Raw genomic sequence first — 24,319 nt, forward strand, 5'->3', positions numbered from 1 at the left:
GTCGCCCTACTCGGTCGTGGTGGCGGACGTGTCGGACGGCCCCTCGGTACCGGGGGTGTCGAGGCCGGGGCCGACGGTGTGCCCGGCGTCGTGCTCGGCCGAGACCGACCCGGCGGAGCTCGACAGGTCGGCCAGCTCGGCGGCGCCGTTCTCGAGCAGCTCGGCGGCGACCCGGTCGGCGACGGACAGGGCCTCGTCGAGGCGGTCCTGCGCCGACCCGTCGAGCACGGCCGCGTGCGACGCGGTCCGGTACTCGGAGCCATCGGGGCGGTAGACCGTCGCCGAGACGAGGAGCATCTCGGCGTCGACGACCGCGGTCGCGCCGATCGGGGCGGAGCAGCCAGCCTCGAGCTTGGCGAGCACCTCGCGCTCGGCGGTCACCGTCAGGCGGGTCGGGGCGTGCTCGATCTTCCGCAGCGCGGCGAGCAGGTTGCGGTCGTCCTCGTCCGTGCGGATCTCGACCGCGAGCGCACCCTGACCGGGAGCACTCGGCCAGAACCCGAGGTCGAGCAGCTCGGTCGCGGCATCGAGCCGTCCGATGCGTCCGAGCCCGGCGGCCGCGAGCACGACGGCGTCCAGGTCGTCCTCCACACGGGCGAGCCGCGTGTCGATGTTGCCGCGGATGTCGATGACGTCCAGGTCCGGCCGGTCCGCCTTGAGCTGCGCGACACGGCGGGGCGACCCCGTGCCGACCTTCGCGCCCTCGGGCAGGGTCTCGACCGTCGCACCGTTCCGCGCCACGAGGACGTCACGCGCGTCGGCACGCTTCGGCACGGCGCCGATCGTCAGGCCCGGGTACGGCGCGGTCGGCAGGTCCTTCAGCGAGTGCACGAGCACGTCCACCTCGCCCGCCACGAGCGCCTCCCGCAGCGCGGACGCGAAGACGCCGGTACCGCCGAGGGACGCCAGGGAGGCCCGGTTCGTGTCGCCCTCGCTCGTCACGGTGACGAGTTCCACCGGACGGCCGGCGGCCTTCGCCAGGCGGTCGGCGACGTCCTGCGACTGGGCGACCGCCAGTCGGCTGGCACGGGTGCCGAGCCGGATCGGGGCCGGGCCGTCGGTCGCCGGGGTGCTGGGGTGGTCCGCGGTCGCCTCGGTCACGGAGCGACGCCGGCGGCTGCGGGCTTGAACCCCGCTCGCACGTTCTCGCAGCACCCCGGACGGCACACGTCGTACCAGGGGCCGATGTCGGTCATGTGCGGACGCTCGGCGGTCGGCGTGCCGTTGACCCGCTCGAGCACGAGGTCGACGAGACCGGCCACGTAGGCCGGGTCGACGCCGGGGGTCTGCGTGCGGAGCGACCAGAAGCCGAGCTCGCCGGCGGTCTCGGTGGCTTCCTCGTCGAGGTCCCACATGACCTCCATGTGGTCGCTCACGAAGCCGAGCGGGACGATGAGCACGGCGCGGGTGGGGCCGCCCTTGAGCTCCTCGTTCATGTAGTCGTTGATGTCGGGCTCGAGCCACGGCTGCGTCGGGGGACCCGAGCGCGACTGGTAGACGAGCTTCCAGGCGGGCTTCGACGTGCCCTGCAGGTGCGCGTGCTCGGGCTGCTCGAGCAGTTCCGCCCACGCCTGGTCGAGGACGACCTGCCCGACGGCGAGGTGCTGCGCCTCGTACGCACCGTGCTCGTCGAAGCCCCGGTAGTCGGGGCCGGAGCGGGCGGCGTCGGTCGACGGGATCGAGTGCGTGGAGAACAGCACCTGGAGCTCCGTCGCGACGTCGAGGCCGTCGTTCTCGGCGATCGCGCGGGCCAGTCCGTCGCGGACCCCGTCGATGAACGGCCGGACGAAGCCGGGGTGGTCGAAGAACTGCCGGACCTTGTCGATCTGGATCGTGTCGATCAGACCGGTCTCGTCGAGCACGCGGGCGTAGTCCTCGCGGTACTGACGGCAGCTCGAGAACGACGAGTACGCGCTCGTGGCGATCGCGATGAGCTTGTTGTAGCCCTTGTCGGCCGCCTCGGTGAACGCCTCTTCGAGGTAGGGCTCCCAGTTGCGGTTGCCCCAGAGGACGGGCATGTCGATGCCCCGCGAGGCGAGCTCGGCCTCGAGCGCGGCCTTGAGCGCACGGTTCTGGGCGTTGATCGGGCTGACGCCGCCGAAGTGGCGGTAGTGGTGCGCCACCTCCTCCAGACGCTCGTCCGGGATGCCGCGACCGCGCGTGACGTTGCGGAGGAACGGGATGACGTCGTCCTGACCCTCGGGCCCACCGAAGCCGGCGAGCAGGATCGCGTCGTACGCGGTCGGCACCTCGACGTGCTCCGGGCCGGACGCGGCCGCTTCGGTGGCGGCGAGGACGGGCTTGCCGTTCGTGATCATGCTGGTGTCGGTCATGACAGCACCTCCGGGAGTTCGGCGGTCGTCACGCGACGACCCGTGTAGAAGGGCACTTCCTCGCGGACGTGCATGCGGGCCTCGGTGTAGCGGAGGTCGCGCATGAGGTCGACGAGGTCGACCAGGTCCGGGCTCTCGAGCGGCAGGATCCACTCGTAGTCACCGAGGGCGAAGGACGCGATGGTGTTCGTCAGGACGCGGCGGTACTTCGCGCCGGCGATGCCGTGGTCGCGCAGCATCTTCGAACGCTCTTCCTCGGGCAGCAGGTACCACTCGTACGAGCGCACGAAGGGGTACACCGTGATCCACGGCTCCGGGTCCTTGCCGCGCAGGAAGGCCGGGGTGTGCCGCTTGTTGAACTCGGCTTCCCGGTGCATGGCCATGGCGTGCCAGACGGGCTCGGCCTCGGCGAAGAGGGCCGTGCGGCGGATCTCGCGGAGGACCGCCTGGATCGCCTGTGCGTCGTCGCCGTGCAGCCAGATCATGACGTCCGCGTCGGCCCGGAAGCCGGAGACGTCGTAGAAGCCGCGGATGGTGACGCCGCGCTCGGCAGCCGCGGAGACGACCCCGTCGAGTTCCGCGACCGCATCCGCACCGCCGGGTCGGACGGCGCCGACCGGGCGGCGGAAGACCGCCCAGAGGGCGTAGGCCGTGAGCAGGTTCGGGTCGATCCCGGAAGCCGGGTCCGTCTCGTGCGCTGTGCTGGCCGCTGGTGCTGCGGGGGTTGCTGGGGTGGGCACGTCAGTGCTCATGGGTCGGTCGTCCTCCACGTTCGCCGGGGGTGTGTTTCGCCGGCCCCCTTCGCCGAGCGGGTGTCCGGGACGATCGTCCACTGCGGCTCGCGAAGGCTCGCCGCGTGTGGATCACCGCCGTCGGAGCACCGCTACGACGATACCCCCGACCACTGCCACTCCCGCTGCGAGCCCGGCCAGGTACGGCACCGGGTTCGCGTCGACGCCACGCTTGACCTTCGACGCGGCGATGCCGAGCTGCTTCGGCACGTTCAGCTTGTCCTCGATCGCGTCGAGGGTGTCGAAGAGCTGGGCACGGGTCGCAGCGACGCGGTCGGCGATCTTCGACTGGTCGTCGTGCTGGGGGTCGGTCACTGGTCCTCCGAGGGAGTCGTGGGGATGACGGGCGTCAGAACCGGCCGTCGACGTCCGGCTTCCGTGACGCACGGAGCGTCTCGGGGGTGGGCTTCCGCCCGAGGCCCTTCACCGCGTTGACGTCGTTCTTGACGCTCGCGATGGTGCGCTTCGGCGTGACCGGCAGGCCCTTCTTGAGCCGCTTCCACCCGATGAACCCGAGGATCGCCGCGACGATCAGCATGAGGACGGCGAGCAGCAGCGCGGCGAGCCACGCGGGCATCACCGTGGCGAGGCCCATCACCGCTGCGGTGAGGAGCACGCCGATCGCGTACAGCACGATCACCAGCGCGGCGACGAGGATGCCAGCGGCGACCGCGAAGACCTTCGCCTTGCCGATCATCTCGGCCTTGAGGAGGGCGATCTCCCCCTTGACCAGGTCCTTGACGAGGTCGGGGACGTCCTTCACGAGGCCGAACAGCGACCGCGACTTCCGGTCGCGTGTGTCGGTCATGAGATCTGCGAGCCCTTGCCGGACGACGCCTTCGAGCTCACCTTGCGGACGACCTTCTTGGTCTGCTCACCGATGAAGTCGGCGACGTCGGGCGTGCGGTCGGACACGAAGTCCTCGACCTGGTTCACGCTCTTCTGGACGCCGTTGCTGTTCCAGATCTTGCCGCTGACGGTCTTGATCTGCTCGTACCGCGCCCGTCCGGCTCGCGATCCCAGGACGTACCCGAGTGCTGCGCCGGCGACGAACAGGAGCTTTCCTCGCATGAGCGATTCCTCCGTTGGGTCAGTGTGCTGTGAAGGCACCGTGCGTGGTCATGCACCGATCGGCATGTGTCCGACGGTTCCCCCAACAGTAGCCCTCGGAGGGTCAGCGGTCCGCTCAGGAATCCAGGATGCGCTCAGCAGCCGCCCGGGCAGCGGTGACGATGCCGGACAGCCCTCGCCCAGAGGACGCCTCACCGATCCCGACCACGCCCTCCGCCAGCCCGGCGGCCTCGGCGTCCGGTCCGTGCCAGCGGACGCGGGCCGCGCCGACGACGTGCTCCGGACGGACGGGCAGGCCGAGCAGCGCGGTCGCGTCCGTCGTCGCCCGTGCGCTCACCGCATCGGCGGGGTCGACCGGGAGGCTCGTGGCCACCTCGTCCGCGTCCGTCGCGCCGGCAGCGCCGGTCGCCTGGTCCGCGCCTGCCGGGGGCAGGGCGTAGCTGAGCCGCAGCACGTGCCTCCCGGCCGCCCGCTCCGCCAGCCAGGGCCACTTGACCGTCGCGTGCGTGAGCGCCTTCGCGGCGACACCGGTCGCTGCCGGGTGCACGAGCATCCCGGTGCCACGCGGAGCCGCGTCCAGCTCGGGCCGGTCCACGACCAGGGTGACGAGCTCGATGCCGGACCGACGCGGAGCCGCCGTCCGGGCCGGGTCGGCGACCGTCGCGAGGACGTGGTCCGCCGCCAGCCGCTCGGTCGTGCCGTCCGCCGACACGGTCTCGACCGCCGCTCGTCCGACGGAGGTGGCCCGCGTGTGCAGCCGCACGTCGACGCGGTACGTGTCGAGGTCGGCGACGAGCTCGTCGACGAGCCGCGCGATGCCGCCTCGGAGCCCCTGCACGGCGGACCCGGCGACGGCACGCTTCCGGAGGGCGAGCACCGCACGGGCCAACGACCCCTCGCGCTGCAGGGCGGCACGGAGCCCGGGCGCCACGCGGTCCGGGTCGAGGTCGTCGGGGTGCGTCGAGTGCACGCCGGCCACGACCGGGACGACCAGGTCGTCGAGGACCTTCGCGCCCATCCGGCTCCGGACCATCGCGCCGAGCGACGTCGCCCGTGCGCCGACCGGCGAGGGCAGCAGCGCGTCCATCTGTGCGCGGAGGGCGCCGGCACCACCGACGACCGCGATGACGTCCGCGGCCATCGGGGTGCCCGGGATCCCGAGCAGGCCGGTCGACGGGATCGGCGCGGTCCGCCCGTCGCGGGTCATCAGCCACGCACCGCTCGGGTCCGGGGAGACGATGTCGTTGCCGAGACCGAGCTCGACCGCGAGCGAGGACACGGCATCCGTCCGGGTCGCGAACGAGTCCGCCGCCATGTCCAGGTCGAGGCCCGCGACCGTGTGCCGTCGGATCATCCCGCCGAGCACGCCCGAGGCCTCGAGCAGCACGACGTGGGCGCCGCCCTTCGCCAGGTCACGCGCGGCGACGAGCCCGGCGACCCCGCCGCCGACCACGACGACGTCGGTCACGACGCGGCCCGGTCGGTCCCGTCGGTCCCGACGTCGGTGCCGTCGCCCAGTGCGTGCACGAGCTCGACGACGCGGGTCAGCACGGTCGGGTCGGTCTCGGGCGGGACGCCGTGGCCGAGGTTCACGACGTGCGCACGGGCAACGCCTCCGCGGCGGACGACGTCACGGACGTGCGCCTCGAGGACCGGCCACGGGGCCGAGAGCATCGCCGGGTCGATGTTGCCCTGCACGGTCACGTCGCCGCCGACGCGCTGCACGGCCTCGTCGAGGGGCAGCCGCCAGTCCACGCCGACCGCGTCCACGGCACCGACGGAGCCGCCGACGGTCGCCATGTCGGCCAGGACCTCGCCGCTGCCGACGCCGAAGTGGATGCGCGGGACGCCGAGGTCGGTCACGTGGGACAGTGCCCGCGCCGAGTGCGGAGCGACGCGGGAGACGTAGTCCGCGCGGGACAGCGACCCGACCCACGAGTCGAAGAGCTGCGCGGCCGAGGCACCGGCGAGCACCTGGGCACGGAGGAACGCCCCCGACACGTCGGCGGCCCAGTCGAGCAGCCGTGCCCAGGTCTCCGGCTCGGCGTGCATCATCGTGCGGGCCCGGATGTGGTCCTTCGACGGGCCGCCCTCGACCAGGTACGCGGCCAGCGTGAAGGGCGCGCCCGCGAAGCCGATCAGCGGCGTGCTGCCGATCTCGGCGACCGTCCGGGCGACCGCCTCGGTGATCGGGGCCAGGGCCTCCGCCTCGAGCGGACGCAGGGCGTCCACGTCCGCCGCCGTCCGGACGGGCGACCCGAGGACCGGACCACGACCGGGGACGATCTCGACGTCCACGCCCGCGAGCTTGATCGGCACGACGATGTCGCTGAAGAAGATGCCGGCGTCGACCCCGTGCCGACGGACCGGCTGCAGGGTGATCTCGGACGCGAGGGCCGGGTCGAGACACGCGTCGAGCATCGCCGTCCCGACGCGGAGCTCCCGGTACTCCGGCAACGACCGGCCGGCCTGCCGCATGAACCACACCGGCAGCGTCTCCGGCCGGTCCCCACGGAGGGCACGGACGAGCCGCGAGCCCGTGGTGCGGCCGTCGGCGAGCGGATGGGTGGTCGGGAGCGCGTCGGTCACCGGATGATTCTCGCACCGCGAACAGGACGGCTCCCCGACCCGGTGCTCGGGGCACCGGGGTTACCATTGAACACGTGCTCATCTGTCTCACGGCGTCGCATCGCAACGCCAGCTTCGACCTCCTGGAGCGTCTGAGCATCGGAGCACCCGCGGCCGCCAGCCACCTCGTCACGGACTCGGACGTCCTCGACGGCGCCGTGGTCCTCGCCACGTGCAACCGGTTCGAGGCCTACCTCGACATCGCCGGCGACGACGACGCAGCCGTCCGCGCCACCGTCGAGGCCGTCTCGGCAGCGAGCGAGCTGCAGGCCGACGAGGTCCTCGACGCCGTGCAGGTGCTCGGCGGCGGAGACGTCGTGCAGCACCTCTTCGCCGTGTCGAGCGGGCTCGAGTCCGTCGTCGTCGGCGAGACCGAGATCTCCGGACAGGTCCGCCGGGCCCTCGAGGACGCGCGCCGGAACGGCACCACCACCTCGGACCTCGAACGGCTCTTCCAGGAGGCCGCGCACACCTCCCGCGGCGTCAAGACCCGCACCCGGATCGGCGCCGCCGGCCGGTCGCTCGTCCGCCTCGGGCTCGAGCTCGCGTCCTCGCGGATCACCGACTGGGCCGCGACGCGCGTGCTCCTGGTCGGGACCGGCAGCTACGCCGCCACCACCATCGCCGCCCTCCGCGACCGCGGGGCCCAGCACATCCAGGTCTTCTCGCCGTCCGGCCGGGCGCCGTGGTTCGCCGCCAAGCACGACCTCGTCGCCGCCACCGACCTGCGCACCGCGATCGGCACGAGCGACGTCGTCATCACCTGCACGTCGAGCGAGGTCCCGGTCGTCGAGGCGTGCGACCTCGACGACGGGGCCCGCCGCATCGTGATCGACCTCGGCCTCCCCCGCAACGTGCACCCGGACGCCGCCGACGTCGAGGGCGTCGAACTGCTCGACCTCGAGACGATCAGCATCCACGCCCCGATCGCCGAGCTGAACGCCGAGACCGAAGCACGCGCGATCGTCGACGACGCCGTGTCCCGTTTCCGCGCCCAGGCCCTCGAGCAGTCGACCACCCCCGCCCTCGTCGCCCTCCGCAAGCACGTGTTCGACATCCTGGACGACGAGATCGACCGCGTGAAGCGGCGCGGCGACACCACCCCCGAGTCCGCCGAGCAGACCGAGCGAGCACTCCGGCACCTGGTCGGCGTGCTCCTGCACCGCCCCTCGGTCCGGGCCCGCGAACTCGGCCGTGCCGGTCGGGGCGACGACTTCACCGGCGCGCTCGACGCACTCTTCGGGGTGCGCCCCGAGCCCGTCGCGGACGTGCCGTCCGCCGTCGTGCCCCTCGCCGACCGGGCCGCGCGTGTGCGCGACGACGAGGCGGACGCGAGCTGACCGGCTCGGGCGATCCGGGCCTCCCGGCCGCCGCCCCGCTGCTGCGGGTCAGCGCCCTCCTGCTCGTCCGCGACCGTCGCGTGCTCATGGTGCGCGCCCGCGGGCGCGACGTCCTCTACCTGCCCGGCGGCAAGGTCGAGCCCGGCGAGAGCAGCGTGGACGCCGCGGTCCGCGAGGCGTTCGAGGAGACCGGGCTGCGGCTCACGCCCGCGGACGTCGACGAGTTCGCGACCGTGACCGAGCCGGCGCACGGGCAGGCACCGGGGACGATCGTCGCGATGACGCTGTTCCTGGCCCGGCCGGGAGGCGCGCTCGACACCGCCACGCCCCTCGCCTCCGCAGAGGTCGACGAGGTGGAGTGGGTCACCTCCGCGGACGCCGGGCGGTGCCCGCCCGCCGGGGTCGAGACGCTGCGCCTGCTCACGCAGGCCGACCTCGTCGACTGAGGTCGGCCCGCCTCGCCGCTACTGGTCGCGGTCGGTGTACTCGCCGGCCGTCTCCGGGCCGCCGGGCTCGACGTCGCCGGGGATGTCCGACTCGACGTACTCGCCGCGCTCACCCTCGGACTCCGGACGCCGTTCGCCGGGGATGTCGCTCGACACGAACTCACCGACCGGTTCGTCATCGGCGACGCGGTGCTCGCCGGGGATCTCGCTGTCCACGAACTCGCCGGCGCGCTCGTCCACGCCGTCCGCGCGGTCCTCGTCGCCGCGTGCTGCCTCGTGCTTGCCTGCTGCCATGGGTCTGTCCTTCCGTCCGGCACGTCGTCGTCGACGTGCACGCTGCCGATCCTGCCCGATGTCGCTGTGCGGCGGTGCGCTCCTGGGAGGACGTGCGCCACGGGAGTGCCCTGCGCCAGGATGACCAGGTGAGCACCATCCGCACCGTCACCGTCACCGGCCCCGAGGACCTCGAAGGCGGCTGGTTCGTCGTCGACGGCGAGGTCGAGCGGCTCGAGGACGTCGAGTGGGAGCGTCCCGGACGCGGCCAGCCGGAACTGCCCGAGGGCCAGCGGAAGGCCCTCCGCGCTGGCGACCATCGGTTCACGGTCGGGCAGACGGTCGAACTCGCGGACGGCGCCGCGCTCGACGAGGGCTTCCGCGACTCCGTCCGGTCGCTGTGGCGCCGGCTCATCATCGTCGTGACCAGCCCTGCCGTCTTCGGGCTCGTGCACCTCGTGCCCACGCCGCTCGAACCCGACTCCATGCCCGAGCGGGTGCTCTTCGCCGTGGTGAGCATCCCCGTCGTGTGCGGCATCGTCGGGGTGTGGCACGGCCTGACGCGCAAGGCCGACGGCCGGGTCACACGGGCGATGGCCGGGGCGAAGATGCGTGAGGCCCACGACCGGCAGCGGGGTGTGGGCGCGGCCTGAGTGCGGCCGGTCGGGGTCAGCGCTGGGCGCGGCCGGTCCGGGTCAGCGCTCGGCGCGGCCGGTCCGAGGTCAGCGCTCGGCGCGGCCGGTCCGAGGTCAGCGCTCGGCGCGGCCGGTCCGGGGTCAGCGCTCGGCGCGGCCGGTTCGGGGTCAGCGCTCGGCGGGGGCGTGCACGACCTCGAGCACCTCGGTCCCCATGGTGCGCAGGGCGTCGACGACCGCGAGGCGGCGCTGCAGCGAGTCGTCCTCGAACCGGATCGTGACCGCGTAGCAGACCGACGACGCCGGCCCACGGAGGACCCCGGCCTCCGCGCGGACGCCGGGTCCGGAACCGGTGACGGCGACGGACTGCAGGCCGTGGTCGGGGGCCCGGTGCGCGAGCGGGTCGAGCCCGAAGGACCCCGCGACGAGCGACAGGTCGGCGGCGAGCGACAACCAGCCGAGCACCCGGTTCGACACCGCCTCGTCGACGACCTCACCGAGCGCGAGGCCCCGGAACAGCCAGCTCAGTTCACCCGCGGCGGCGACGGACACGTCGGGGGCGTCGTCGGGTCCGCGCCGGTCTCGCACCCGGTCGATCAGGGCCGTCCGTTCGATGCCGAGCGACTCCGCGCGGGACCGCACGGCGTCCATCCCGACCGTGGTGAGCAGCGCGTTCGTCGCCCAGGCGTCGGCGGTGGCGCCGACCAGGGTCGCCAGGTCCGACACCTGCATGGTCGGTTCCTGCAGGAACTGCCACAGGCCCGCGCCGGTCGCGGTGTCGCGGGCCATCCGCTGGAGGCGGTCACCGTGCAGGCGACCGTCCTCGAGTTGCGCGGCGACCTCGATGAGGAGCAGCACCCGTCCGAGGCTCGCCACCGGTTGCACGAGGCGGTCGTCGATCGCGAGCAGCGCCCGACCGGTGAACGTGTCGATGATCGACGCGCTCACCCCGGCGCCGTCGACGGCGATCGCGCCGAGCGCTTCGGTCGTCGCCGTGAAGCGCTCGTCCGCACCTCCCCGGTGCTTGCCGCGGCTGCGACCGCCACCACCGGCGCGGCCACCGCCGGACCGAGCAGCACCCCCGCTTCCTGCGGTGGAGCCATCGTCGGAGGGGCGTCCCGGGCGGCGCCGGCGCGACGAGTTCGGCGCGTCCGGCTCCACCATCACCAGATGGCGACGCGCTCGGCCGGAGCCAGGTACATCGCGTCACTGTCGGAGACGGCGAAGGTGTCGTAGAACACGTCGATGTTGCGCACGATCTGGTTGCAGCGGAACTCGTTCGGCGAGTGCGGGTCGATGCTGAGCAGGCGTGCGGCCTCCTCGGGGCGGATCGCCATACGCCAGGCCTGCGCCCAGCTCAGGAAGAACCGCTCGGCACCCGTCAGGCCGTCGATCACGGGGGGCTCGGCGCCGTCCAGCGAGATCAGGTACGCCTTCCACGCGATCGATAGGCCGCCGAGGTCGCCGATGTTCTCACCGATCGTGAGGGCGCCGTTGACGTGGCCATCCGGCACCTCGGTCGGGACGAGGGCGTCGTACTGCGCGATGAGGGCCTTCGTGCGCTCCTCGAACGCCTGGCGGTCGGCCTCGGTCCACCAGTTCTGCAGGCGACCGTCGCCGTCGTACTGCGAGCCCTGGTCGTCGAAGCCGTGGCCGATCTCGTGCCCGATGACGGCGCCGATCGCGCCGTAGTTCGCGGCGGCGTCGCGGGTCGCCTCGAAGAACGGGAACTGCAGGATCGCCGCGGGGAAGACGATCTCATTGAAGCCCGGGTTGTAGTACGCGTTGATCGTCTGCGGGGTCATGAACCACTCGTCGCGGTCGATCGGCTTCCCGATCTTGCCGAGCTCGCGGTCGACCTGGAACGACGCGATCGCGCGGACGTTGGCGAGCAGGTCGTCCGCCCGGATGGGCAGGGCGCTGTAGTCGCGCCACTTCACGGGGTAGCCGATCTTCGGCGTGAACTTCTCGAGCTTGTCCAGCGCGCGGGCGCGGGTCTCGTCGGTCATCCACTCGAGCCCGGTGATGCTCTGCCGGTAGGCCTCGACCAGGTTCGCGACGAGGTCGTCCATCGTCGCCTTGGAGGTCTCGTCGAAGTGCTCCTCGACGTAGATCCGTCCGACGGCTTCACCCATCGCACCCTCGACCAGGGAGACTCCGCGCTTCCAGCGGTCACGCTGCTTCGGCGCACCCGTCAGTGCCGTGCCGTAGAACGAGAAGCTGGTCGCGGAGAACGCGCTGGTCAGGTACGGGGCGGAGGCCCGGATCACCTGCCAGCAGAGCCAGTCCTTCCAGACGGGCAGCGGCTGCTCGCGGAAGAGCTGTGCGAGGCCGGTGATGAACGAGGGCTGCCGGACCACGACCGTGTCGAACGCACCCGCCGGTGCGGCGATGGCGTCCCACCAGATGCGGAGGTCCACGCCTTCGGCGAGCGCCGAGACCTCGTCCCACGGCATCTTGTTGTAGGTCTTCTGGCTGTCGCGGGTGGCGACATTGTCCCAGTGTGCCGACGCGATGGCCGTCTCGAGGGCGATCACGTGCTCGGTGCGGTGGCCGCTCTCGTCGTAGCCGGCCAGCGGGAACATCGACCCGACGAACTCGCGGTACTTCTCACGGATGTCGGCGAACCGGTCCTCGCGGTAGTACGACTCGTCGGGCAGACCGAGGCCGGACTGCTCGAGGAAGACGATGTAGGCGTCCGGGTCGCCCGGGTCGTTGTCGACGAAGAGCTGGATGAAGCTCGGCAGCCCGAGCCGCTCGAAGCGACCGACCATGCGGAGCACGTCGTTCTTGTCCTCGATCGCGGCGATGTCGGCCAGGAGCGGCTCGATCGGCCCGGAGCCCGCGGACTCGAGGGCGACCTCGTCCGTGAAGGACGTGAACAGGTCGCCCACCTTCCGCTGCTCGGTGCCCGGCTCAGCCGTCTGCGCGCGCTCGATGATCGTCCGGACGGCGGCCTCGGCCTCTTCCGCGAGGACCGTGAAGGACCCGTAGCGGGCCTTGTCGTCCGGGATCGGGGTGTCGGCGATCCACCTGCCGTTGACGTGCCGGTAGAGGTCGTCCTGCGGTCGCACCGACTCGTCGAGTTCGTCGGTGCGGATTCCGGTGGTGCCTGCGACGTCGGTCATGGGTTCCACGATAGCCACCGGTCCCTCCTCCGCCACCCGGTGCTCGCTCACCGACCTGTCCACGTCGTCAGCCCCTCACCGACGGGGAGTCGTACGCCGGCGCACGACCCCGGCGAGCGGGAGGGTGCCGGCTCCGAGCACGAGCAGGACGAGGGACGCGACGGCCGGGTGCACGACGTCCGCACCGGTGTAGGCGAGTCGTCCGGCAGCGGCAGCACGCGTGCCCGCGGTCCGGAGGCGGGCCGCGGCCGGATGACGGGCCTCCTCCCCGCTGGTGACGCCGCCTCCCGTCGGAGTGCCACCGGCGCTCCCGGCGCTCCCGGCGCCCGGACCGGGGCGTCCCGGTGCGCCGGGGAGCACGAGCCGCAGGGCGCCCTGCTCGACGTCCTGCACGCGCTGCTGTGCGACGACGGCAGCGGCGGGCAGGGCGTCGCGCGGGACGACGAGTTCCCACGACCGACCGATCGTGGTGCGGAGCGGTTCGCCGTTCGTGGCGGTGAGGGTCTTCCCGGCCTCGTCCTCGAGCGTCACCGTGCCGCCGACCTCTCCCGTGCCGCTGAACCGGAGGCGGCCGTCGCCGAGTCGCTCGACCGTGCCGGTGAGCGCGGACGGGATCGTGACGTGCGCGTCCGTCCGACCGATCTCGTCCCCTCCGTCGGAGGCGATGACCGAGACCACGTCCAGACGGACGTCGTCGGGGATCGGGAGCTCCGCCCGCCACGACGTGTCGTCCCCGACGTGGACGACCACGGGCTCGCCGTCCGCTCCCGTGACCGGACCCCGGCGGTCCGCGAAGGTCACCGTGCTGCCGGCGGGAGCACGCCCGTCCAGGACGAGGTGCTCCGTCTGCCGGGAAGCCGTCGCGTGCTCGACGGTCGGGGTGCCCGAGAGCTCGTAGACGTCGTCGACCCCGCCGTTCAGGGTGCCGTCGAAGTACTGGCCGACCTCCACGTGGTGGCGACCGAACGCGAGACCACGCAGCACGACGTGCCAGGTGCCGTCGTCGGCGACGTCGGTCTCGGCGCGCTCCGTCCCGCGGTCCCGGACGACGAGGTGCGCTCCGGGATGGCCCAACCCGTCGAGCGTGATGGTCCGTCCGATGCCGTTGATGGTCGCGGTCATGTCCGGGGGCAGCAGCACGAGCATCCGGACCGGGATGTCGATCGACTGCCCGGACACCTGGGACGTGGCCCGGATGACGTGCTCGCCCGGATGCACCCGGACCCGCGCCGTCCAGCGACCGTCCGCGTCCCCTTCGGTCCAGACGGGCTCGACGACGTCCCCGGCGACCTGGACGCTCTCGCCTGTCGGGACGGTGCCGGTGACGGTGACGACGCCGGTGCCGTGTGCGATCGACCGCACCCCGGCGGTGAAGTCGACGGGGGCAGGCGGGTCGGACGCCGGCGACCGCGAGGTCTCCGTCGCGTGCCGGTCGACACCCGCGGCCAGGGCGGGGTCGGCGACGAGCACGGGCGCGGCCGTCAGTGCGCCGACCGCGAGTGCGGCGAGGACGGGGACAAGGACGTGGCTGGTGGTTCGCATGGTGCTCCTCGTGGTGTCCCACACACCATATCCAGCATTCCGGCCGTCCGTCGCGGTTCTCCACAGGGCGGGTTGCGGACCCACGGACGCCCGTGCGCCCGCTACGGTCATCGCATGGGACTCCCTTGGAAGCTGCACGGCGACGGCCGCACCGTGTCCGCCTCGGCGATCGTGGCGCCGGACGAACGACTCACCTGGGGCCGGACGGTCGGCCTCGGCGTGCAACACGTGGTCGCCATGTTCGGCGCCACCTTCCTCGTGCCGCTCATCACCGGCTTCCCCCCGTCGACGACCCTGCTGTTCAGCGGCATCGGCACGATCCTGTTCCTGCTCATCACCGGCAACCGGCTCCCGAGCTACCTCGGCTCGTCGTTCGCGTTCCTCGCGCCGATCGGGGCCGCGACGAAGATCGGCGGCATCCCGCTCGCACTGTCCGGGATCATCGTCGTCGGGGCGCTGCTCGCGGTGGTCGGACTGATCGTGCACCTGGCCGGCGCCGGGTGGATCGACCGTCTCATGCCACCGGTGGTCTCCGGCGCCATCGTCGCGCTGATCGGGTTCAACCTCGCGCCGGCCGCCCGCGACAACTTCGTGGAGGCGCCCGTGATCGCCGCGGTCACGCTCGCCGCGATCGTCCTCTGCACCGTGCTGTTCAAGGGGCTCGTCGGTCGCCTGTCGATCGTCGTCGGTGTCGTCGTGGGCTACCTCGTCGCACTCGTCGCGGGCGAGGTGGACCTCGGTGCCGTGCAGGACGCCGCCTGGGTCGGACTGCCGACCTTCACGGCCCCGGCCTTCGACCTGTCCCAGACCGCCGTCTACCTCGGCTTCCTGCCCGTCGTGCTCGCCCTGGTCGCCGAGAACGTCGGCCACGTGAAGGGCGTCGGCCAGCTGACCGGACGTGACCTCACTCCGCTGACCGGGCGCGCGTTGCTCGCCGACGGGGTCTCGACCGTGCTCGCCGGCGTCGGCGGCGGTTCGGCCACGACGACCTACGGCGAGAACATCGGCGTCATGGCGGCGACGCGGGTGTTCTCCACCGCGGCGTACTGGGTCGCGGCGATCGCGGCCGTGCTGCTCGGGCTGTCGCCGAAGATCGGTGCGGTCATCTCGACGGTGCCGGCCGGCGTGCTCGGTGGCGCCACCACCGCGCTGTACGGACTCATCGGCGTGATCGGCATCCGCATCTGGGTCGAGAACCGGGTCGACTTCGCCAAGCCGAAGAACCAGCTCACCGCTGGCATCGCGCTCATCATGGGCATCGCCGACTTCACGTTCTCGTTCGGCGGCGCGACCTTCGGCGGGATCATCATCGGCACCATCGCCGCGATCGTCGTCTACCACCTCATGGACCTGGTGGGCCGGGCCCGGGGCACCGATCCGGTCACCCCGGACGCGACCGACGCCGACCGGGCCGCGACGGGTGGCGTCCCCGTCGAGCCGCGGGTCGACGGGCGCCGGAAGGGCTGACCGGCCCCGGTGGTCGTCCGCTCGTTCCGGCCGATCACCTGCGAGAACGGTCGAGCGGAGGTCCCGCCGGCTGGTGTTCCGCCGGCGACTCCTGACGAAGGAGCACGCTCCAGCCCGGGCCCGGAACGACCGCGACGCTACCCGCGGAGCCCGAACACCTGCAGGAGTTCCGGGAGCAGGAGGAGTATCGGCAGGACACTGAGGACGGTGAGCACCGCGCCGACGACGACGCCGGTGACTGCCAGCCCCCGGCCGTTCTCACCGGTCCTCCTGATCTGCGACAGACCGATGATCCCGACGACGATCCCGCCGACGGGAACGACGAAGCCCAGCACGAGCGCGACGATCGCGAGCACGTTCGTCGGGGCCGCGGCTACCACGGCTGGCTTGTTGAGTTGCGACACAGGAGCCGTCCTTCGTTCTCAGCGGGAGCTTACCGAGGCTGCAGCGCGCATCGCGGCGAACAGTGCAGCATCCGAGGGCCCAGACCCGATGTGGATACGATCGTGCGCGCAACCCCGGTCCGTCCGAGGCTGAACGGTGTCGCGGTGGTGCGGGTGGACGATCCGCATGGTCGAGGGGAAGAGCGTCGTGGTGCGTCAGAAGAAGAACCAGTCCCCGACGCCAGGAGCGCCTCCGCGTCGACACGTCAGCCGGATGGTCGCCGCCGGTCTCGCGATCGCGGTGTCGGCAGTGGCCCTGGTCGGGATCGATGCGACCGCAGCACCGGCGGAGAGCGCAACGCTCGACGCTCCTGGGGTGCACACCGTCGCCATCGGTTCCAACACCTCGGCAGTGACGGTCACCAAGGTCACCGCGACCAACACCGTCACCTCCACCGGCACGGCCGTGCGGACCACCCTGACGGTCGAGAACACCAGCTCGGTGCGGAAGCCGGCTGCCCACGCCTGGCTCTACCTGTCCGCCGGCAGCAAGAAGTACACGCTCGGCCACGTGACCGTGAAGCCGCTCGCCGCGGGCGCGAGCACCACGGTCCGCGCGATCCACAGGTCACCCCTCCGCGCGAAAGCCGGCAAGTACAGGGTCCTCGGCTGCACCGGGGTCTACTCCGTACAGCGATGCCGCACGTCTGCCACGACCGTCACGAGCAGACCCGCGTCCCGCGCACGTCCCGAACCGGGTGTGATGCTCGACGTCGCTCGCGCCTACTACCCGGTGGCGCTGATCAAGCGGTACGTCGACCTGCTGGCCGACAACGGCGGCCGTTTCCTGCACCTGCACCTCACCGACGACCAGAACGTCGGGATCGAGAGCGCCGTCCTCGGCCAGACCCCCGCGAACGCCGATCTCCACCACGGCGTCTACACGAGCCGAGTGACCGGTCGTCCGTTCCTGAGCGCCGGACAGGCGCGGAAGATCGCGGCGTACTCGGCCCGGCGGGGCATCGCGATCGTGCCCGAGGTCGACACTCCCGGCCACATGGCAGCCGCGTTCGCCCTGCTCGAGGCGCGACACGGCAAGGAGTGGGTCGATCGCATCCGTTCGGGCGAGAGTGAGCTCGACACATCCGCGCCCGCCAGTCTCACGCTCGCGACCGAGCTCGCAGCGGAGGTGACGCGGACGTTCCCGTCCAGCCGCACCGTGCACATCGGTGGTGACGAATGGGGCGGTGGCGTCACTGCCGCTGACCGCGTCGGGTGGTTGAACGCCATGGCGGCCGCTCTCGGCGATCGTGAGGTCTGGGCCTGGAACGACGGCATCGACCGGGCTGCGGTGAAGCGACTGGATCCGCGCATCCACGTCACGTACTGGAGCTTCGACGGCGACACCGAGGACCCTGCGGAGCGCCGCGAACGCCGACAGCGGCGAGCGGGTGCCACCGACCTGTACGCCGCGGGGATCGAGTTGCTCAACTACAACTCGTACTACCTCTACGAGGTGCCGAGCGACCTCGACGAGGCCGACAGCGAGTACATGGCCACCGATCTCCGCGAGAACTGGTCACTGCGGACGTGGGACGGCGAATCGGGTGCGCTCCTCGCTGCTCCCATGGCGGGCGCGGCGGTCGCGATCTGGGGAGAGGACCTCGAGGACTCGCCCTCCGATGACCTCCTGCGCTGGAGTACGCCGCACGTGCGCGCCATGATCGACGAGGCGACCTCGTGATCGCTCTCACCACCCGACGCCCGAGCGGCACCGGGTCACATCACGGACGGAGCGCATCGTGGATCGGGTGATCGCCTGGAGCACCGTCGCCGTCGTCACGACCGTCACCGTGCTGTTCCTGACCCTGCTGCAGGTGACCAGCTGCGCCGACGCCGCCCCAGGCGAAGGGACGAGCTCCTGCACGACCGAGCCGATCATCGGAGTCGCAGGCTCATGGATCGCTGGCTGTGCCGGTGCGGCAGTGGTCGCTCTCTCCATCTGGCAGATCGTCCGAGCCCGACGGTCGGCGGAGCAGGACGAGGACTGACGACCGTCGGGGGACGATGCCGTCCGGCAGGACTGCGCGAACACAGGCGGCCCGATGAGCAGGTGTCAGCTGCGCCCCGAGGTCACCCGCCCGACCGGACCGACGGCAGGATGTCCTCGTGCCCTCCCCGACCGACACCGACGCCCGCCACGTGCGTCGCACCGTCGACCGCGACATCGTCCGCCTCGCCCTGCCCGCACTCGGCGCGCTCGTCGTCGAACCGCTCTTCCTGCTGACCGACACCGCACTCGTCGGGCACCTGGGCGCGGCACCACTCGCCGCCGTCGGGGTGGCGAGCGCGGTCCTGCAGACGGTGACGGGCCTCCTGGTCTTCCTCGCCTACGCCACCACGCCGGCCGTGGCCCGGGCGCTCGGCTCCGGTGACCGCCGCGGCGCCGTGCACGCCGGCATCGACGGGATGTGGCTGGCGCTCGCGCTGGGGGTGGTGCTCGCGCTCGTCGGCTGGCCGCTCGCCGGGCCGCTCGTCGACCTGTTCGGGGCGACGCCCGGGGTCTCCGCGGCCGCCACGGCGTACCTCACCGTCTCGCTGATCGGGTTGCCCGGCATCCTGGTCGTCACGGCCTCGACCGGGCTGTTCCGCGGACTGCAGGACACCCGCACCCCCCTCGTCGTCGCGAGCGTCGGCTTCGTCGCGAACGGTCTGCTCAACGCGCTCCTCATCTACGGGTTCGGCTGGGGTGTCGAGGGGTCGGCCGCGGGCACGGTCGTCGTGCAGTGGGCGATGGCCGCCGTGTACGTCGGCATCGCCGTCCGCGCCGCCCGGGCATCGGGCGCACCGCTCCGGCCCGGCGCCTCCGGGGTCGTACGCGCGCTGCGGTCCGGCGCGTGGTTGTTCCTCCGGACTGCGTCGTTGCGGGTCGCGATGCTCGCGACGATCGCCACCGCGGCCGGCCTCGGCACGATCGGTCTCGCGACGACCCAGATCGGGCTGACGGTGTTCAGCACGCTCGCGTTCGCACTCGACGCGCTCGCGATCGCCGGACAGGCGCTGGTCGGGCACGCCCTCGGGGCGCGGGACGCCGGGCGCGTCCGCCTGGTGACCGGGAGGCTCGTGGTGCTCGGGATCCTCGGCGGCGTCCTGCTCGGGGTGCTGACCGCCGCTGCCAGCGGCGTGCTCGGGCCGGTCTTCTCCGACTCCGCCGACGTCCGGGCGGCCCTCCCCCTCGTGCTCGTCCTCATCGCGGTCGGGCTGCCGGTCGCCGGCTACGTGTTCGTGCTCGACGGGGTGCTCATCGGTGCGGGTGACGCCCGCTACCTGGCGCTCGCGGGCGTCGTGAACCTGGTCGTGTACCTGCCGCTGCTGTGGTGGCTCGGGGACGGGCTGGCGGCGCTGTGGGCGGTGTTCTCGTTCGGGTACATCGGCGTGCGGGCGGTGACGCTCGGGGTCCGGGCGCACCGACCGGGGTGGATCGCGGCGGCTCTGGCACGGTGACGACGCGGTCCGCCGGCTGCGGGCCGACCGGTCGACACGCCGGTGCCCGCGAGGTCGGGACTCTCAGTCCCGCTCGATGGCTGCGAGCCCCTCCCAGAGGTGTGCGATCGACGCGGCGCCGTCGAGCAGCATCCCGACGTCGATGCTCTCGTCGCTCGAGTGCCAGTGGTCCTCGGGCAGGCCGGTGCCGATGAAGAGGACCGGTGCGTCGAAGGTGCGGCCGAGGAGCTCCGCCGGACCGCCGCCCGCGTTCCCCATGCGTCCGGCGGTCCCACCACCGTGCCCTCGTTCCATGGCGCGGACGAGTGCCTCCAGTGCCGGCCCGTCCGGGGTCACGTAGGGGTCCTGGCCGGACTCCTCCGGGATGGTCAGCTCGTACTCGACCCCGTCGGGCATCGTCGATCCGACGAAGCGGCGGAGTTGGTCGGCGACGGCCGCGACGTGCTGTCCGGGGACGGTGCGGATGCTGATCTCCGCCGTTGCCTCGCGGGGGATCACCGCCCGGGGGAACCCGGTCGGGTCGCCCGCGAGCAGGGTCAGCACCTCGATGGCCGGTCGTGCCCAGAGACGTTCCTCGACCGTGTGACCGGACTCACCGGTGACGCTCCGGGTCTCGGTGCGCTCGAGCCACACGTCGGTGTCGAACGACAGGTCGCCGAGCTGCTCCCGGCGCTCGTCGGTGAGTTCCTCCACGTCGTCGTAGAAACCGGGCAGCGCGATGCGTCCGTCGTCGTCGTGCAACGCGGCCAGCACGGTGACGAGTGCGTGGACCGGGTTCGGTGTGGGTCCTGACGCGGCTCCGCTGTGCACGTCGCGCAGGGGCCCGGTCACGGTCAGGGTCGCACCGGTCATCCCACGCATCGAGGTCACCACCGCCGGGTCCCCGTCCTTCCACTGCAGGGTGTCCGAGAAGACGACGACGTCGCACGACAGGCGCTCGTGTTCCTGGTCGAGCAGCGACGCGAAGTGCGTCGATCCGAGTTCCTCCTCGCCCTCGACGACGTACTTCAGGTTCACCGCCGGACCGGCGTCGCCCCGTCCGGCGAGGTGCGCGCGGAGACCCCAGAGGTGCGCGATCACCTGTCCCTTCGCGTCGGAGGCACCCCGCCCGTACAACCGCCCGTCGCGCAGCACCGGCTGGAACGGCTCCGTCTCGGCCCACTCCTCCGGCTTGGCGTGCCGGACGTCGTGGTGGCTGTAGACCAGGACCGTCGGCTTCGCCGGATCGACGATCCACTCGCCGACCACGGTGGGTGACGGGCCCGCCCAGAGGATGTCCGTGGTGAGCCCGACCTCGCGCATGGCCGCTGCGAGCCACCGGGCGGATCGCTCCACGTCGATGGAGCGCTCGGGCTGGGACGCCACCGACGGGATCCGCACCCAGTGCTCGAGCTGGCCGAGCACCTCCTCGCGGTTGTCGGCCAGGAAGCGACCGACACCCGAGGGGTCGGACGGTCCGGGCAGGGGCAGGGAGGGCGTGGAGTCCATGGTGTTCAGTCCTGACGTCGAGGGTGTTCCTCGCACACGGTCCCCCCGTCAGGGGCCGAGGCGTCACAGACGGCTCGCACGGCGGACATGGGCCACCGAACGCGGGAACGGGGAGGGGACACGGTGTCGGACGCCTTGGCTGAGGGCATGCGGACCATCGGCGTCGAAGAAGAACTGCTCCTCGTGGACGGGACCACCGGAGCGCCGGTCCCGATCGCGGACCTGGTGCTCGAACGTGCCCGGGCGGAGCGGCTGCCGCTCGACGGCGCGGAGTTCGCCGGTGAGATGCAGCTGGAGATGCTCGAGGTGATCACACGTCCCCACTCGACGCTGGCGACGCTCGGCCGACAGGTCCTCGACAACCGTGCCCTCGCGATGCGACTCGCCGGCGAGCACGGTGCCCTCGCGGCGCCGCTCGCCAGCTCGCCGCTGCCCACCGTCCCCCACCTGCGTTCCTCCGACCGGTACGAACGGATGGTGCAGCGGTTCGGCGCGGTGCCCCGGCACAGTCTCACCTGCGGACTGCACGTCCACGTGGCCGTCGAGTCCGACCACGAGGGCGTCGCGGTCCTCGACCGCATCCGGACCTGGCTGCCGATCCTCATCGCCCTGACCGCGAACTCGCCGTTCCACGCCGGTGAGGACACCGGTCACGCGAGCTTCCGGTCGGTGACGTGGAACCAGTGGCCGACCGCCGGACCAGCGGAACGGTACGAGACGGTGGCCGGGTACCGGGGGGTCACCGCCGCGATCAACGGGACCGGAGCCCTCCTCGACCCCGCGATGCTCTACTTCGACGCCCGACTGTCCCGCAACCACCCGACCGTCGAGGTGCGGGTGACGGACGTACCGCTCGACCCGACGATGACGGTCGCCGTGGCCGGGCTCGTGCGGGCGCTCGTCGACACCGCGGTCGACGAGTGGCACGCCGGGAAGCCGCCTGCCGCCACGCCTGCCTGCATCATCCGGCTCGCGAACTGGCGTGCCGCGATCGAGGGACTCGACGGCCACCTCGTCGAACCGCTCACCAACCGGCCGCTCCCCGCGCACGAGGTCGTCCTGATGCTGCTCGAGCACCTCCGACCCGCCCTGACGGCGAACGGTGACGACCAGCTCGTCGAGCACGCCGTCCACCAGGCCTTCGTCTCGGGCAACGGGGCGACCCGGCAGCGCGCCGTCCATGCCACGTCCGGGGACCTCGGGCAGGTCGCCGTCCGAGCCGCAGGCGCGGAGCCGACCCCGTCGACCCTCCCGGAGACCGCCGTGCGGACCCCACGGTGACGACCGCAGCGTGCGTCGTCCGGGAGCCGCGACCGCTCGCGTCCCGTCCCGTCATGCCCGGAGCAGGTCCGAGCCGGATCCCGCGGGTTCCGCCCTGGAGGCCGCTCCGCAGTCCGGATCACGCGGCACGTCCACCAGTGCCCCTGTGCAACCGCGGACATGACGGCGAGAGTGGCCCCACTGCCGCCGGATCGTCGACGCAGCCACCGATCGACGGAGGATCCCCATGACGCAGACGACGACACCGCCGGCCCTCGGCGAGGAACCCGACGAACTCCTCGGACGTCGTCCGCTGCGCACCGGCATCCGTGCCGTCAACTGGCACACGTCGACGGACCACAAGACGATCGGCAACCTGTACCTGGTGACGGCGTTCGGCTACTTCTGCGTCGCCGGGCTGATGGCCGTGGTCATGCGCACCGAGCTCGCAACACCCGGACTCGACGTCATCGACACCCGTGAGCAGTACAACCAGCTCATGACCATGCACGGCACGGTCATGCTGCTGCTGTTCGCGACACCACTGTTCGCGGGCTTCGCGAACGCGATCATGCCGCTGCAGATCGGCGCACCGGACGTCGCCTTCCCCCGACTCAACGCCCTGTCCTACTGGATGTACGCGTTCGGCAGCGCCATCGCGATGGGCGGCTTCCTCACACCGGCGGGCTCGGCGTCCTTCGGCTGGACGGCGTACGCGCCGTTGTCCGACACCACCTTCGAGCCCGGACTCGGCAGCACCCTCTGGGTCGCCGGCCTGAGCATGACCGGGTTCAGCACCATCCTCGGTGCGGTGAACTTCATCACGACGGCCATCACGATGCGCGCTCCCGGCATGACGATGTTCCGGATGCCGATCTTCACGTGGAACGTGCTCATCACGTCGATCCTCGTGCTGATGGCGTTCCCCGTGCTCGCAGCGGCGTTGTTCGGGCTCCTCCTCGACCGCGCCTTCGACGCGCAGATCTACAACCCGGCCAACGGCGGCCCGTTGCTCTGGCAGCACCTCTTCTGGTTCTTCGGCCACCCCGAGGTCTACGTCATCGCACTGCCGTTCTTCGGCATCGTCTCCGAGGTCTTCCCGGTCTTCAGCCGCAAGCCGATCTTCGGGTACAAGACCCTCGTCTACGCCACGATCTCGATCGCCGGACTGTCCGTCACGGTCTGGGCGCACCACATGTTCGCCACCGGAAGCGTGCTGCTGCCGTGGTTCTCGCTCCTCACCATGCTCATCGCGGTCCCGACCGGCGTGAAGATCTTCAACTGGGTCGGCACCATGTGGCGCGGCTCGGTGACGTTCGAGACCCCGATCCTCTGGGCGATCGGGTTCCTCGTCACGTTCACCTTCGGCGGCCTGACCGGGGTCATCCTCGCGTCACCGCCACTCGACTTCCACGTCCACGACAGCTACTTCGTGGTCGCGCACTTCCACTACGTCGTCTTCGGCACGGTCGTGTTCGCGATGTTCTCCGGCTTCTACTTCTGGTGGCCGAAGCTGACCGGCAAGATGCTCGGCGAGCGCCTGGGCAAGATCCACTTCTGGATGCTGTTCATCGGGTTCCACATGACCTTCCTCATCCAGCACTGGTTGGGCGTGATCGGCATGCCGCGCCGGTACGCGAGCTACCTGCCGAGCGACGGGTTCACCTGGTTGCACCAGGTCTCGACGGTCGGGGCGTTCCTCACCGCCGCCTCGATGCTGCCGTTCTTCCTCAACATCGTGCAGACGATGCGCCACGGCCAGCGAGTGCGCGTCAACGACCCGTGGGGCTACGGCCGCTCGCTCGAGTGGGCCACCTCCTGCCCGCCGCCTCGGCACAACTTCACCGCGGTCCCTCGTATCCGCTCGGAGTCCCCGGCCTTCGACCTCAACCACCCCGAGGCAGGCGTCCCCGTCGGCGTCGGCCCGGCGATGGACGCCCCGGACGCAGCCACGCACGACCAGGCGAGCGGCAGGACCCGGAACGCGTCGGGCACGGGTCAGCAGTTCTGACCACGGATCCCACTCCGCT

General features: G+C 71.8%; 23 protein-coding genes. 9 read left to right on the forward strand and 14 right to left on the reverse strand.

Annotation, left to right across the window (positions count from 1 at the left end; translation table 11 throughout):
• Positions 1-6: 6 nt before the first annotated feature.
• The 8 genes from hemC to hemE all read right to left on the reverse strand — a co-directional run bounded on the left by hemC (position 7) and on the right by hemE (position 6,784).
• Positions 7-1,101 carry a hydroxymethylbilane synthase gene (hemC, locus tag DEI95_RS05820; RefSeq protein ID WP_258367490.1) on the reverse strand — a complete coding sequence of 365 codons (1,095 nt, stop codon included), beginning with the start codon at positions 1,099-1,101 and terminating at the stop codon, positions 7-9.
• Positions 1,098-2,333 carry a ferrochelatase gene (locus DEI95_RS05825; RefSeq protein WP_181436211.1) on the reverse strand — a complete coding sequence of 412 codons (1,236 nt, stop codon included), beginning with the start codon at positions 2,331-2,333 and terminating at the stop codon, positions 1,098-1,100. The genes hemC and DEI95_RS05825 overlap by 4 nt, the downstream gene beginning before the upstream one ends.
• Positions 2,330-3,085, reverse strand: coding sequence for a hydrogen peroxide-dependent heme synthase (gene hemQ, locus DEI95_RS05830; RefSeq protein ID WP_111059668.1), 756 nt, complete (start codon positions 3,083-3,085; stop codon positions 2,330-2,332). The genes DEI95_RS05825 and hemQ overlap by 4 nt, the downstream gene beginning before the upstream one ends.
• 111 nt (positions 3,086-3,196) lie before the next feature.
• Positions 3,197-3,439, reverse strand: a complete 243-nt coding sequence (locus DEI95_RS05835) for a DUF3618 domain-containing protein (protein ID WP_181419485.1) — start codon at positions 3,437-3,439, stop codon at positions 3,197-3,199.
• A 34-nt stretch (positions 3,440-3,473) separates the two neighbouring features.
• Positions 3,474-3,932 carry a phage holin family protein gene (locus DEI95_RS05840; RefSeq protein WP_110825716.1) on the reverse strand — a complete coding sequence of 153 codons (459 nt, stop codon included), beginning with the start codon at positions 3,930-3,932 and terminating at the stop codon, positions 3,474-3,476.
• Positions 3,929-4,195, reverse strand: a complete 267-nt coding sequence (locus DEI95_RS05845) for a hypothetical protein (protein WP_110825717.1) — start codon at positions 4,193-4,195, stop codon at positions 3,929-3,931. Before DEI95_RS05845 ends, DEI95_RS05840 begins: the two co-directional genes overlap by 4 nt.
• 115 nt (positions 4,196-4,310) lie before the next feature.
• Positions 4,311-5,663, reverse strand: coding sequence for an FAD-dependent oxidoreductase (locus DEI95_RS05850; RefSeq protein WP_309146526.1), 1,353 nt, complete (start codon positions 5,661-5,663; stop codon positions 4,311-4,313).
• Positions 5,660-6,784 carry a uroporphyrinogen decarboxylase gene (gene hemE / locus DEI95_RS05855; protein ID WP_111059669.1) on the reverse strand — a complete coding sequence of 375 codons (1,125 nt, stop codon included), beginning with the start codon at positions 6,782-6,784 and terminating at the stop codon, positions 5,660-5,662. The genes DEI95_RS05850 and hemE overlap by 4 nt, the downstream gene beginning before the upstream one ends.
• Before the next feature lie 74 nt (positions 6,785-6,858).
• Between hemE and DEI95_RS05860 the strand changes: the two genes are divergently transcribed.
• Together DEI95_RS05860 and DEI95_RS05865 are read left to right on the forward strand one after the other, a co-directional pair.
• Entirely contained in the window at positions 6,859-8,163 is a 1,305-nt protein-coding gene (locus DEI95_RS05860; RefSeq protein ID WP_110825720.1) for a glutamyl-tRNA reductase, read from the forward strand.
• 41 nt (positions 8,164-8,204) lie between these two features.
• Positions 8,205-8,609, forward strand: a complete 405-nt coding sequence (locus DEI95_RS05865; protein ID WP_258367498.1) for an NUDIX domain-containing protein — start codon at positions 8,205-8,207, stop codon at positions 8,607-8,609.
• Positions 8,610-8,627: 18 nt separating this feature from the next.
• Here DEI95_RS05865 and DEI95_RS05870 read toward each other — a convergent pair whose 3' ends face one another.
• Positions 8,628-8,903 (reverse strand): hypothetical protein, encoded by a 276-nt coding sequence (locus DEI95_RS05870; protein ID WP_110889459.1) that lies wholly within the window; start codon positions 8,901-8,903, stop codon positions 8,628-8,630.
• Positions 8,904-9,031: 128 nt separating this feature from the next.
• Between DEI95_RS05870 and DEI95_RS05875 the strand changes: the two genes are divergently transcribed.
• On the forward strand, positions 9,032-9,535 hold the full coding sequence (locus DEI95_RS05875; protein ID WP_111059670.1) for a hypothetical protein: 504 nt from the start codon (positions 9,032-9,034) through the stop codon (positions 9,533-9,535).
• 150 nt (positions 9,536-9,685) lie between these two features.
• On the opposite strand, the gene DEI95_RS05880 is transcribed toward DEI95_RS05875, so the two are convergent.
• The 3 genes from DEI95_RS05880 to DEI95_RS05890 form a co-directional block, all read right to left on the reverse strand.
• Positions 9,686-10,681: a serine hydrolase gene (locus tag DEI95_RS05880; protein ID WP_111059671.1), complete on the reverse strand. Its 996-nt coding sequence runs from the start codon at positions 10,679-10,681 to the stop codon at positions 9,686-9,688.
• Entirely contained in the window at positions 10,681-12,645 is a 1,965-nt protein-coding gene (locus tag DEI95_RS05885; protein ID WP_111059672.1) for a M13 family metallopeptidase, read from the reverse strand. Before DEI95_RS05885 ends, DEI95_RS05880 begins: the two co-directional genes overlap by 1 nt.
• A 75-nt stretch (positions 12,646-12,720) precedes the next feature.
• Positions 12,721-14,187, reverse strand: coding sequence for a hypothetical protein (locus tag DEI95_RS05890; RefSeq protein ID WP_111059673.1), 1,467 nt, complete (start codon positions 14,185-14,187; stop codon positions 12,721-12,723).
• A 114-nt stretch (positions 14,188-14,301) separates the two neighbouring features.
• Between DEI95_RS05890 and DEI95_RS05895 the strand changes: the two genes are divergently transcribed.
• Positions 14,302-15,654, forward strand: a complete 1,353-nt coding sequence (locus DEI95_RS05895) for a uracil-xanthine permease family protein (protein WP_110825726.1) — start codon at positions 14,302-14,304, stop codon at positions 15,652-15,654.
• Positions 15,655-15,791: 137 nt separating this feature from the next.
• On the opposite strand, the gene DEI95_RS05900 is transcribed toward DEI95_RS05895, so the two are convergent.
• On the reverse strand, positions 15,792-16,058 hold the full coding sequence (locus tag DEI95_RS05900; RefSeq protein ID WP_110825727.1) for a DUF4190 domain-containing protein: 267 nt from the start codon (positions 16,056-16,058) through the stop codon (positions 15,792-15,794).
• Between the two features lie 166 nt (positions 16,059-16,224).
• Here DEI95_RS05900 and DEI95_RS05905 point away from each other — a divergent pair, with 166 nt between their 5' ends.
• The 3 genes from DEI95_RS05905 (at position 16,225) to DEI95_RS05915 (ending at position 19,541) form a co-directional block, all read left to right on the forward strand.
• Positions 16,225-17,781 carry a family 20 glycosylhydrolase gene (locus tag DEI95_RS05905; RefSeq protein WP_111059674.1) on the forward strand — a complete coding sequence of 519 codons (1,557 nt, stop codon included), beginning with the start codon at positions 16,225-16,227 and terminating at the stop codon, positions 17,779-17,781.
• Between the two features lie 67 nt (positions 17,782-17,848).
• On the forward strand, positions 17,849-18,088 hold the full coding sequence (locus DEI95_RS05910) for a hypothetical protein (RefSeq protein WP_111059675.1): 240 nt from the start codon (positions 17,849-17,851) through the stop codon (positions 18,086-18,088).
• A gap of 118 nt (positions 18,089-18,206) precedes the next feature.
• On the forward strand, positions 18,207-19,541 hold the full coding sequence (locus DEI95_RS05915; RefSeq protein ID WP_258367492.1) for an MATE family efflux transporter: 1,335 nt from the start codon (positions 18,207-18,209) through the stop codon (positions 19,539-19,541).
• A gap of 63 nt (positions 19,542-19,604) precedes the next feature.
• Here the strand turns inward: DEI95_RS05915 and DEI95_RS05920 are convergent, their stop codons facing one another.
• Complete coding sequence (locus tag DEI95_RS05920) at positions 19,605-21,029, reverse strand: M20/M25/M40 family metallo-hydrolase (RefSeq protein ID WP_110910752.1); 1,425 nt, start codon at positions 21,027-21,029, stop codon at positions 19,605-19,607.
• A 147-nt stretch (positions 21,030-21,176) separates the two neighbouring features.
• Between DEI95_RS05920 and DEI95_RS05925 the strand changes: the two genes are divergently transcribed.
• Both DEI95_RS05925 and ctaD read left to right on the forward strand, forming a co-directional pair.
• A complete protein-coding gene (locus DEI95_RS05925) occupies positions 21,177-22,310 on the forward strand; it encodes a glutamate--cysteine ligase (protein ID WP_181422192.1) in 1,134 nt (377 codons plus the stop codon).
• A gap of 226 nt (positions 22,311-22,536) precedes the next feature.
• Positions 22,537-24,300 carry a cytochrome c oxidase subunit I gene (ctaD, locus tag DEI95_RS05930; RefSeq protein WP_110825732.1) on the forward strand — a complete coding sequence of 588 codons (1,764 nt, stop codon included), beginning with the start codon at positions 22,537-22,539 and terminating at the stop codon, positions 24,298-24,300.
• Positions 24,301-24,319 lie beyond the last annotated feature (19 nt).

Origin of the sequence: Curtobacterium sp. MCBD17_008 (assembly GCF_003234475.1) — a bacterium.
Taxonomy (GTDB): domain Bacteria; phylum Actinomycetota; class Actinomycetes; order Actinomycetales; family Microbacteriaceae; genus Curtobacterium.

Coding starts and splice junctions, on each gene's coding strand:
- hemQ (WP_111059668.1), bottom strand. CDS start 3,085: ATGAGCACTGACGTGCCCACCCCAGCAACCCCCGCAGCACCAGCGGCC.
- DEI95_RS05825 (WP_181436211.1), bottom strand. CDS start 2,333: ATGACCGACACCAGCATGATCACGAACGGCAAGCCCGTCCTCGCCGCC.
- DEI95_RS05840 (WP_110825716.1), bottom strand. CDS start 3,932: ATGACCGACACACGCGACCGGAAGTCGCGGTCGCTGTTCGGCCTCGTG.
- DEI95_RS05905 (WP_111059674.1), top strand. CDS start 16,225: ATGGTCGAGGGGAAGAGCGTCGTGGTGCGTCAGAAGAAGAACCAGTCC.
- DEI95_RS05870 (WP_110889459.1), bottom strand. CDS start 8,903: ATGGCAGCAGGCAAGCACGAGGCAGCACGCGGCGACGAGGACCGCGCG.
- DEI95_RS05880 (WP_111059671.1), bottom strand. CDS start 10,681: ATGGTGGAGCCGGACGCGCCGAACTCGTCGCGCCGGCGCCGCCCGGGA.
- ctaD (WP_110825732.1), top strand. CDS start 22,537: ATGACGCAGACGACGACACCGCCGGCCCTCGGCGAGGAACCCGACGAA.
- DEI95_RS05845 (WP_110825717.1), bottom strand. CDS start 4,195: ATGCGAGGAAAGCTCCTGTTCGTCGCCGGCGCAGCACTCGGGTACGTC.
- DEI95_RS05890 (WP_111059673.1), bottom strand. CDS start 14,187: ATGCGAACCACCAGCCACGTCCTTGTCCCCGTCCTCGCCGCACTCGCG.
- DEI95_RS05885 (WP_111059672.1), bottom strand. CDS start 12,645: ATGACCGACGTCGCAGGCACCACCGGAATCCGCACCGACGAACTCGAC.
- DEI95_RS05925 (WP_181422192.1), top strand. CDS start 21,177: ATGCGGACCATCGGCGTCGAAGAAGAACTGCTCCTCGTGGACGGGACC.
- DEI95_RS05895 (WP_110825726.1), top strand. CDS start 14,302: ATGGGACTCCCTTGGAAGCTGCACGGCGACGGCCGCACCGTGTCCGCC.
- DEI95_RS05920 (WP_110910752.1), bottom strand. CDS start 21,029: ATGGACTCCACGCCCTCCCTGCCCCTGCCCGGACCGTCCGACCCCTCG.